Here is a 10149-nt window from a genome sequence, read left to right on the forward strand (position 1 = left end):
ACTTCGTGATGGTGCTTCTCGACCTTGACGCCCATCTTGGCCATGGCGCCGAGCATTTCGGAGCGCATGTCCTGCACCGAGTCCTGCGGCGGAACCGGGAAGTAGCCGGCCTTGGTGCGGATGCGGTGACCGAGGTTGCCGCCCTCATATTCGGTGTCGGAATTGGTCGGCAGCTCGACGGAATCGAGCCTGAAGCCGGTGTTGTAGGGGTTCGCGGAATAGCGGACATCGTCGAAAACGAAGAACTCGGCCTCGGGGCCGACATAGACGACGTCACCGACGCCCATCGACTTGACCATCGCCTCGGCCTTTTTGGCGATGCCGCGCGGGTCGCGGTTGTAGGGCTCGCCGGTGGTCGGCTCCAGCACGTCGCAGACGATGATCATGGTCGTCTCCGCGAAGAACGGATCGATCGTCGCGGTCACCGGATCGGGCATCAGGCACATGTCGGATTCGTTGATCGCCTTCCAGCCGGCGATCGAGGATCCGTCGAACATCAGGCCCTCGGAAAACGTGTCTTCCTCGATCATGCCGACGTCGAAGGTGACGTGCTGCCACTTGCCGCGGGGATCGGTGAAACGCAGGTCGACGTATTTAACGTCGTTATCCTTGATGGATTTCAGGACGTCTTTGGCGGTCTTCATGAATACCCCTTTTGGCTAACCCTTATAGTCGTGTGGTGGTGGCACGATCGAAGCGACCCGGCGGCGGTGCGACCGCGGCTAGCTCAATAGCCTTGGGTAAGGCGCAACACAATATAGTCGAACGCGGAACCCCTGGGCCGGATCGGCTCGCTCAGATCGCGTCCAGTCCGGATTCCCCGGTGCGAATGCGAATGGCTTCTTCGATATTCGAGACGAAAATCTTACCGTCGCCGATCCGACCGGTCTGGGCCGCGCGGCGGATGGCGTCGATCGCGCGCTCGACCAGGTCATCCCCGATTACGATCTCGATTTTGACTTTCGGCAGGAAGTCCACGATGTACTCGGCGCCGCGATAGAGCTCGGCATGGCCCTTCTGACGTCCGAATCCCTTGGCTTCCGTAACCGTGATGCCCTGGAGTCCGACTTCCTGCAGCGCCTCTTTCACCTCGTCGAGCTTGAACGGCTTGATGATGGCTTCAATCTTCTTCACTGGGCGCCTCCCGGCCTTTCCACGTCAAATTAGCAACTTCTCATCAGAATGCGCATGATGCGCAAGGGTAGCTTTCGGACCTGCCTGACCAGCCCGGCGGTAGCCGGCCACACCTGTGAATGCGTGTGAGCGCGACGAATCGAAACGGCTTCCTCGGAAGCAGGGTCTATGCCAGTTTATTGGGTACCCTGATTTGGGAGCGTTATCAGCCTTTTAACAAGCATTTCGGATAGGGTTAGTCCAGCCCGTCCAGGATAGCGAAGGTTACAAAATAGGCAAACCGTCCATTTGGCAGGCATTTGAGGTCGGATGAGCGGGGGGCGGTACGGGAAACTGCCTCAGGAACAGGCGTTCTTACCAGGGAATTGGCATGGAAGTTCTGACCAACGCCGAAATGGAACGAGCCGACCGGCTCACCATCGCAGCCGGCACGCCGGGTTTCACCCTGATGCTGAGCGCCGGCCAGGCCGTTGCCGAAGCGGCAATCGACCTGGTCGAGGAGGGACCGATCCTGGTCGTTGCCGGTCCCGGGAACAATGGCGGCGACGGCTTTGTCGCTGCAGCCGAACTGGCAGCGCAGGGACGCGAGGTTTCCGTGATTCTGATGTCGGAGCGGGAGAGCCTCCAGGGCGATGCGGCCTCGGCGGCGCGTGGCTGGAAGCACCCGGTGCTGCCGTTCAATCCGCAGGCGATCGGCAAGCCCGCGCTGATCATCGACGCGCTGTTCGGCGCCGGTCTGAGCCGACAGGTGGAGGGCGAGGCGCGCGAGATGATCGAGGCCATCAATGCCAATGGGGCGCCTGTTCTTGCCGTCGACCTGCCGAGCGGCATCAACGGCACGAGCGGAGCGGTAATGGGGACGGCCGTCAACGCCACGGAGACCGTCACCTTTTTTCGCAAGAAGCCCGCGCATCTGCTTCTGCCGGGCCGCATGCACTGCGGCCGGGTGCGCGTTGCCGATATCGGCATCGCCGTGCAGGTTCTGGACGAGATCAAGCCGCAGGCCTTCGAAAACCTTCCGCAAGTCTGGCGCAGGTCCTTTCCGGTGCCGCACGTCGACGCCCATAAGTATGCGCGGGGCCACGTGCTGGCGCTGTCCGGCGATGTTGCCGCGACGGGCGCGGCGCGGATGGCGGCGCGCGGCGCGTTGCGGGCCGGCGCGGGCCTCGTGACACTGGCATCGCCGCGCGATGCGCTTATCGTCAACGCGTCGGCTCTGACTGCGGTGATGGTCCGTGCCGTCGATACGCCGGTCGAGTTCGGCGAGCTATTGACCGATAAACGCTACAACACCTGCATCATCGGTCCCGGCGCGGGCGTCGGCGAGCGCACCTGCGACTTCGTCCATACCGCGCTGTCGGCGCAGCGGCATCTCGTGGTCGACGCGGACGCGCTCACCAGCTTTGCCGCTTGTCCCGAGCGTCTTTTTGAATCGATCAAGTCCTCGCATGATCTTGAGGTCGTGCTGACGCCGCATGAAGGCGAATTCCCGCGCCTGTTCAGCGACCTCAGCAACAAGCACCCGAACCGCTCCAAGCTCGAGCGGGCGCGCGCGGCGGCGGAACGTTGCGGCGCCGTCGTCCTGGTCAAGGGACCGGACACTACCGTCGCAGCGCCCGACGGCCGCGCGACGATTGCAGCCAACGCCCCGCCGTGGCTCGCCACCGCCGGCGCGGGCGACGTGCTGTCGGGGATCATTGCCGGGCTGCTCGCGCAGGGCGTTCCCGCCTTCGAGGCCGCAAGTATCGGCGTGTGGATGCATGGCGAGGCAGCGGTTGAGGCCGGGCCCGGCCTGATCGCGGAGGACCTGTCCGAAACCCTGCCGGCGGTGCACCGGCGCATCTACGACGAGTTCGGCATCTCGTACTGAGGCATCCGGCAAATCCAGATGCCGCCTCACTCGACTGCGTACCATCGCACCAGTCGTGGCGCGGCCCATGCGGCAGCGAAACTCTCGATCAGCCAGCGTCCGGCATGGCTCGCTGCAAAGGCGATGCGTTGGGTCTGGCCAGGTTCGATCGCCAGCGTGTCGAGCCAGTATGGCTTCCAGCCGTCGTCGAGCCGATCCAGCACGCGGAAATGATGCCCATGCAGGTGGAAGATCGTCGTCGTCTCGGCGCGGTTGCTCAAGGCGAGCACGACAACGCGACCTCGCTTGACGCGAAAGGCAGGGGGCGCCGAGGCGGAGAAATCTGCCGGGCGGACCCAGTCCTTCGGGGCGCCTGCCAGCGCCACATCGACCCGCAGGGCACCTTTTAGGTCGAGCTGCTCCGGCAGGCCATTGGAGGGGAGCGGCGGTGCCGGCGGCAACCGGGAAGGACGGAGCGGCGCCTCGCTCGAAGTCACAACGCGCGCTACCACCCGTGCCTCCTTGCCGTCGTGCAGGAGGATCGATGAAACGCTACCCGCCTGGCCCGTCGCATCGATGAAGGTGTCGCAGCGGCCGCCAGGTGCCAGCACCAGAGCACCGTTGCGGGCGAGGAAGGGTTCGGCGGGCTGGCCGTCCAGGGCCATCACCACAACTTCGTGGCCCTCGATTTTGATGGCGACGACAGCGCGGTGGCAGCCGTTGATGAAGCGAAGCCTGAGCCGCTCGTTCTGCCGCACGGAGAGATCGGGCATCATCTGTCCATTCACCGTGTAGAGCGGCGGGGAGTCGGGTGCGGCGGCACCGGGGACCTGCGCCGCTCCCTCGGCCGATAGCCGCCAGTCTTCGAGCAGGATGATCTCGTCGCGGTCCACCACCACCGGTTCGCTCTCTCCGACGATGAGCGGAAGAGGCCGCGCCGGCAGTCCCGTACCGTCCTCGAGGAGCCGGAGATCTGCTGTCAAGGTTCCGGCGTGAGTCATTGAAATCGTAAGGCTTTCCTGTCCTCCTGGGGCGGTGGGCCGCCGGGCGGCGAGCGGCTCGGCAGCTGCAGCGCCATCAAGGCCATGCCAGCCGAGCGCGGCCGCGACCTTAAGGTTGTTCTTTAAGCTCAACTCGAACCGATCGCCCCGTCTCAGCCGGACGCCGTTGTCTGGAGTTGAGGGTGAGAGCTCCCAAACCGGCGTGGCGGGCTGGCCCGAGCGCAGCGTCATCGTGCCGACCCTGGCCTCAAGGACCAGGGGAGCCGGCGCCTGCGGCACTGCGACGCCCGAGGCGGGGCAGAGGGCCGCAGCTCCCAATCCGGCCATCACCTCGCGGCGGTTGAACACAGGAAAGGGTTTCATCTTCAAGACGGTGCGGACCCGTGTTGGCTGGATATGTCCGGGGGCAATGCTTACCTGAGCGGAGCCTCAAGCGGCCATTTTTTTGCTGCGAAGGAGCGGGCTCGTTGCTATAAGCCCGCCGCCCGCGGCATCGCGGCCGGACACTTTGATGCTATCAGCGGGCGTGGCGGAACTGGTAGACGCGCTGGATTTAGGTTCCAGTGACGAAAGTTGTGGGGGTTCGAGTCCCTCCGCCCGCACCAAGCGCTTTCGGCGTTTGCACGAGGATTACTGGACGAGCTGTTTCCTCACGGGTATCCGCGAGGAGGCTGGTCTGTCAAAACACCGGCGCAAGGCTTTTCCGCCGCGCGCCGAACCGAATTGATCATAACAGGTCCTGGCGCGCCTCGCCGGGTCCCAACGAAGCGAAGATTGGACGCCCATGCAGGTCACAGAGACCCTCTCGGAGGGATTGAAGCACGAATTCAAGATCAGCGTTCCCGCTGCTGACCTCGATGCCAAGGCCGACGCCAAGCTCGTCGATCTGAAGGACAAGGTGCGCATCAACGGCTTCCGTCCGGGCAAGGTGCCGGTCAGCCACTTGAAGAAGGTCTATGGCCGCTCCGTGATGGCCGAGACCATCGACCAGACCATTCGCGACACCAACACCCAGATCTTCACCGAGCGCAACTTCCGCCTCGCGGGCGAGCCGAAGATCACTATGCCGACCGAGCAGAAGGAGGTCGAGGATCTCCTCAGCGGCAAGTCCGATCTGACCTACACGGTTGCGATCGAAGTCGTGCCGCCGATCCAGCTTGCCGACTTCAAGAGCTTTTCGGTGGAGAAGCTCGTCGCCGAGGTGACGGACGCGGATGTCGATGAGGCGATTCAGCGCATTGCCGACAACAACCGCTCCTACGCGCCAAAGGGCGAGGGCGCCAAGGTCGAGTCCGGTGACCGCGTCACCGTCAACTTCAAGGGCACCGTCAACGGAGAAGCCTTCGAGGGCGGCACGGGTGAGGGCATCCAGGTCGTGGTCGGCTCGAAGACCTTCATTCCCGGCTTCGAAGACCAGCTGATCGGCATTGCCGCCGGCGAGACGCGAACGCTGAAGGTCACGTTCCCCAAGAACTACGGCAACGCGAAGCTCGCCGGCCAGCCGGCCGAGTTCGAAACCACCGCAACCGCGATCGAGGCGCCGCAGGAAGCCAAGATCGACGACGAATTCGCCAAGACGCTCGGCCTTGAATCGCTGGACAAGCTCAAGCAGGCCGCGCGCGATCGCCTGGCTGCCGAATACGCCGTGGCGACGCGCCAGAAGGTCAAGCGGGCGCTGCTCGATCGCCTCGACGAGGCGCATCGCTTCGAGGCGCCGCCCTCGCTGATCGACGAAGAGTTCAACCTGATGTGGAACTCGATCAAGGCCGAGATGGATTCCGTCGGCAAGACCTTTGCAGACGAGAACACCACCGAGGAGGCGGCCCAGGAAGAGTATCGCAAGATCGCCGATCGGAGAGTCCGGCTCGGGCTCGTGCTGTCGGAGATCGGCGAGAAGAACAAGATCACCGTGACCGACGAGGAAGTCAGCCGCGCGGTGATCGAGCGCGCGCGCCAGATGCCGGGCCGCGAGAAGGAAGTCTGGGACTTTTATCGCAACAACGCCAACGCCCTGGCCCAGCTTCGTGCACCGATCTATGAAGACAAGGTCGTCGACTTCATCCTGGAGCTCGCGAGCGTGACCGAAAAGAAGGTCTCGCGCGATGAACTCTACAAGGAAGAAGAGGACGCGGAAAAGACCGCGGCCTGACGAAGCCTTGTGTTAAGCATGAATGGCGACAGGAGGCCGGCGGCGGGAGCCGTCGCTGGGCCGGCTATCGCGAATCAGCTTCAACTGACGAGATGGATTAAGCCTGACAGCACTCCGGTCTTGCCTCCGGGGAATTGGCGTATATCTGTGAATTGTCCTTTCGTCCTGCATCACGGGACCTGCGTCCGCGTCCGGCAATCCCAAAGCCTCTATCGGATGTTCGTCCCGGCCAACCATTCTGGGTGACTCATGCGCGATCCGGTTGAAACCTATATGCAACTCGTGCCCATGGTGGTCGAGCAGACCAACCGTGGCGAGCGCGCCTACGACATCTTCTCGCGGCTTCTGAAGGAGCGCATCATCTTCGTGACCGGACCGGTCGAGGACGGCATGTCGACCCTGATCGTCGCCCAGCTTCTGTTCCTCGAGGCGGAGAATCCGAAGAAGGAAATCTCGATGTACATCAACTCGCCGGGCGGCGTGGTAACATCGGGCCTTGCGATCTACGACACGATGCAGTTCATCCGCCCGCCGGTGTCGACGCTATGCACCGGGCAGGCGGCCTCGATGGGCTCGCTCCTGCTCGCCGCCGGCGAGAAGGACATGCGCTTCACGCTGCCGAACTCGCGCATCATGGTGCATCAGCCCTCCGGCGGCTTCCAGGGCCAGGCAACCGACATCATGCTGCACGCGCAGGAAATTCTGAACCTGAAGAAGCGGCTCAACGAGATCTACGTCAAGCACACCGGCCAGACCTATAGGGCGATCGAAGACGCGCTGGAACGCGACAAGTTCCTGACCGCCGACCAGGCGAAGGATTTTGGGCTGGTCGACAAGGTCATCGCCAAGCGCGCCGAGGAGCCGGCGCCGGTGAAAACCACCTAAGTCTGCGGGATCAATAAGGGCGCTGTTCACGTTAACGGGCGCGTTCGCGGGGCGCACGCGCGCGACTTGCGTTCCTCCGGACGCGGAAAGTTCCGGTTTCGTGCCGGTTTTGCCGTGGTAATCGCGCAACGCCCAGCCGATTTCCACCGCTCCCCCCGGTGCCAATGCCCGAAATCACGGTATTGTCACGGGTAGCCAGCGGCGGCCCGATTAGCGAATTCTTGATAGTCGGATGACAGCATGGTTGGCTAGGCGCGATCGGGTAGGATCGTGGGGAATCGAAGAACCGTGATTCTCAAGGAATGCAACGCGCAGGGTCTTTTTTGGTACAGAATTTGCTCTATCTCAACACTGCGACGGCGGATGTGCCTGAATGGTACGATCGGGGCGGACGGGATCGAACCGCGGACGGAGATTTGAATGAGTAAGGTCGGCACGAGCGACTCCAAGAACACGCTGTATTGCTCGTTCTGCGGCAAGAGTCAGCATGAAGTCCGCAAACTGATTGCAGGTCCCACGGTCTTCATCTGCGACGAGTGCGTCGAGCTTTGCATGGACATCATTCGCGAGGAGAACAAGTCCTCGCTGGTGAAGTCGCGCGACGGTATTCCGACGCCGAAGGAAATCTGCAAGGTGCTGGACGATTACGTCATCGGCCAGAGCCATGCCAAGAAGGTGCTCTCGGTCGCGGTCCACAATCACTACAAGCGGCTCAATCACCAGACCAAGCACAACGACGTCGAGCTTGCGAAGTCGAACATCCTGCTGATCGGGCCGACCGGCTCGGGCAAGACGCTGCTGGCGCAGACGCTGGCGCGCATTCTCGACGTGCCGTTCACGATGGCGGATGCGACGACGCTCACCGAAGCGGGCTACGTCGGCGAGGACGTCGAGAACATCATCCTGAAGCTGCTGCAGGCCGCCGACTACAACGTCGAACGCGCCCAGCGCGGCATCGTCTATATCGACGAGATCGACAAGATCAGCCGCAAGTCGGATAACCCGTCGATCACGCGCGACGTGTCGGGCGAGGGCGTGCAGCAGGCACTGCTGAAGATTATGGAAGGCACCGTGGCCTCGGTTCCTCCGCAGGGCGGTCGCAAGCATCCCCAGCAGGAGTTCCTGCAGGTCGATACGACCAACATCCTCTTCATCTGCGGCGGCGCCTTCTCCGGCCTTGAGAAGATCATCTCCGCCCGCGGCCGTTCCACCTCGATCGGCTTCGCCGCGCAGGTGCTGGCCCCGGAAGATCGGCGTACCGGCGAAATCTTCCGCCATGTCGAGCCGGAGGATCTGTTGAAGTACGGCCTGATCCCCGAGTTCGTCGGCCGTCTGCCCGTCGTGGCGACGCTGGAGGATCTTGACGAGACGTCGCTGAAGAAGATCCTCACCGATCCGAAGAACGCGTTGGTCAAACAGTACCAGCGGCTGTTCGAGATGGAGAACATCGAGCTCACCTTCGCCGACGAGGCGCTTGGCGCGGTTGCCCGCAAGGCGATCGAGCGCAAGACCGGCGCGCGCGGCCTGCGTTCGATTTTGGAAGCGATCCTGCTCGAGACCATGTTCGACCTGCCGGGCCTGGAAGGCGTCGAGGAGGTCGTGATCTCGCGCGAGGTCGTCGAGGGCACGGCTCGCCCGCTCTACATCTATGCCGATCGCTCCGACCGCGCAGTCGAGAGCAGCGCCAGCGCCTGACGGGCGGCTGGTTTGCCGATCGACTCTCGAAAAAATGGGCTGCGGAATAGTTCCCGCAGCCCTCTTTGTGTCGTTTTCCCCACGACGCCAACGCCAAATGGCGTGAATATTTCAACGGCTTGACACCCCCTGCCATCATAGCCACCTAATGTCGGGCGGCGGATTATCTTTCCAGATTCGCCTCAGCTACGATCCGGCGAAATCGCTTCGAAACTTGATGAGGATCAAGCGGTTCACGGATCATCTCGGCACCTTGTGGTGGCTGCGCTTTGGTGGGCTGCGTGCAAGGGGGCAAAACAAAAGGAACAGGCCATGACTAGCCCTAAACCCCGGCCATCGATCGTCCACGGCGAAGCCCACGATTATCCAGTGCTTCCGCTGCGTGACATCGTCGTCTTTCCGCACATGATCGTGCCGCTGTTCGTGGGTCGCGAGAAGTCGATCCGTGCCCTCGAAGAGGTGATGAAGAACGACGCGCTCATCATGCTGGCGACGCAGAAGAACGCCTCTGATGACGATCCGGCGCCGGATTCGATCTACGAAACCGGTACGCTTGCGAGCGTGCTGCAGCTGCTCAAGCTGCCCGACGGCACCGTGAAGGTGCTGGTCGAAGGGCTCGAGCGCGCGCGCGTCGAGAAGTACACGGATCGTTCCGACTATTACGAGGCGACCGCGGTCGCGCTCGCCGACACCGATGCCAAGTCCGTCGAGGCCGAGGCGCTGTCGCGCTCGGTGGTGTCGGATTTCGAAAGCTACGTAAAGCTCAACAAGAAGATCTCGGCCGAGGTCGTCGGGGTCGTGCAGGCGATCACCGATTTCGCCAAGCTCGCCGACACCGTGGCCTCGCATCTCGCCGTCAAGATCGCCGATCGCCAGGGCATCCTGGAGACGCTCTCGGTCACCGCGCGCCTGGAGAAGGTGCTCGGGCTGATGGAGAGCGAGATCTCGGTGTTGCAGGTCGAGAAGCGCATCCGCTCGCGCGTCAAGCGCCAGATGGAGAAGACCCAGCGCGAGTATTATCTCAACGAGCAGATGAAGGCGATCCAGAAGGAGCTCGGCGACGACGAAGGTCGCGACGAGCTGGCCGATCTGGAGGAGAAGATCTCCAAGACCAAGCTGTCCAAGGAAGCACGCGAGAAGGCGCAGCACGAACTGAAGAAGCTGCGCCAGATGTCGCCGATGTCCGCGGAAGCGACCGTCGTGCGCAACTATCTGGACTGGCTGCTGTCGATTCCGTGGAACAAGAAGTCCAAGGTCAAGAAGGACCTTGAGGCGGCGCAGACGATCCTTGATGGCGACCATTACGGTCTGGAGAAGGTCAAGGAGCGCATCATCGAGTATCTTGCGGTGCAGTCGCGCGCCAACAAGCTGACCGGACCGATCCTGTGCCTGGTCGGGCCTCCCGGCGTCGGCAAGACCTCGCTCGGCAAGTCGAT

The 10149-nt window shown here is 62.8% G+C and carries 8 protein-coding genes and 1 tRNA gene; 6 read left to right on the top strand and 3 right to left on the bottom strand.

From position 1 onward, the window contains the following. Both HY852_RS26570 and HY852_RS26575 read right to left on the bottom strand, forming a co-directional pair. A partial coding sequence (locus HY852_RS26570; RefSeq protein ID WP_291607911.1) for a glutamine synthetase beta-grasp domain-containing protein occupies positions 1 to 644 on the bottom strand: 644 nt, incomplete at its 3' end. Between the two features lie 151 nt (positions 645 to 795). Further along, positions 796 to 1134 carry a P-II family nitrogen regulator gene (locus HY852_RS26575; protein ID WP_007603495.1) on the bottom strand — a complete coding sequence of 113 codons (339 nt, stop codon included), beginning with the start codon at positions 1132 to 1134 and terminating at the stop codon, positions 796 to 798. 370 nt (positions 1135 to 1504) lie between these two features. On the opposite strand from HY852_RS26575, the gene HY852_RS26580 reads away from it, so the two are divergent. Further along, on the top strand, positions 1505 to 3004 hold the full coding sequence (locus HY852_RS26580) for an NAD(P)H-hydrate dehydratase (RefSeq protein ID WP_291607929.1): 1500 nt from the start codon (positions 1505 to 1507) through the stop codon (positions 3002 to 3004). Between the two features lie 26 nt (positions 3005 to 3030). Here the strand turns inward: HY852_RS26580 and HY852_RS26585 are convergent, their stop codons facing one another. Beyond that, positions 3031 to 4347 (bottom strand): multicopper oxidase family protein, encoded by a 1317-nt coding sequence (locus tag HY852_RS26585; protein WP_291607930.1) that lies wholly within the window; start codon positions 4345 to 4347, stop codon positions 3031 to 3033. A gap of 157 nt (positions 4348 to 4504) precedes the next feature. Between HY852_RS26585 and HY852_RS26590 the strand changes: the two genes are divergently transcribed. From HY852_RS26590 to HY852_RS26610, 5 genes are all read left to right on the top strand, one after another. Beyond that, positions 4505 to 4589 (top strand) — tRNA-Leu (locus tag HY852_RS26590). Between the two features lie 179 nt (positions 4590 to 4768). Beyond that, complete coding sequence (gene tig, locus HY852_RS26595) at positions 4769 to 6133, top strand: trigger factor (protein ID WP_291607931.1); 1365 nt, start codon at positions 4769 to 4771, stop codon at positions 6131 to 6133. Between the two features lie 249 nt (positions 6134 to 6382). Beyond that, a complete protein-coding gene (locus HY852_RS26600) occupies positions 6383 to 7018 on the top strand; it encodes an ATP-dependent Clp protease proteolytic subunit (RefSeq protein WP_291607932.1) in 636 nt (211 codons plus the stop codon). Between the two features lie 420 nt (positions 7019 to 7438). Continuing rightward, complete coding sequence (gene clpX, locus HY852_RS26605; RefSeq protein WP_291607933.1) at positions 7439 to 8713, top strand: ATP-dependent Clp protease ATP-binding subunit ClpX; 1275 nt, start codon at positions 7439 to 7441, stop codon at positions 8711 to 8713. Positions 8714 to 9025: 312 nt separating this feature from the next. Further along, positions 9026 to 10149, top strand: a 1124-nt coding sequence (locus HY852_RS26610) for an LON peptidase substrate-binding domain-containing protein (protein ID WP_291607934.1), incomplete at its 3' end; no start/stop codon positions are given.

The sequence above is a fragment of the Bradyrhizobium sp. genome (assembly GCF_016213215.1).
Lineage (GTDB): Bacteria > Pseudomonadota > Alphaproteobacteria > Rhizobiales > Xanthobacteraceae > Bradyrhizobium.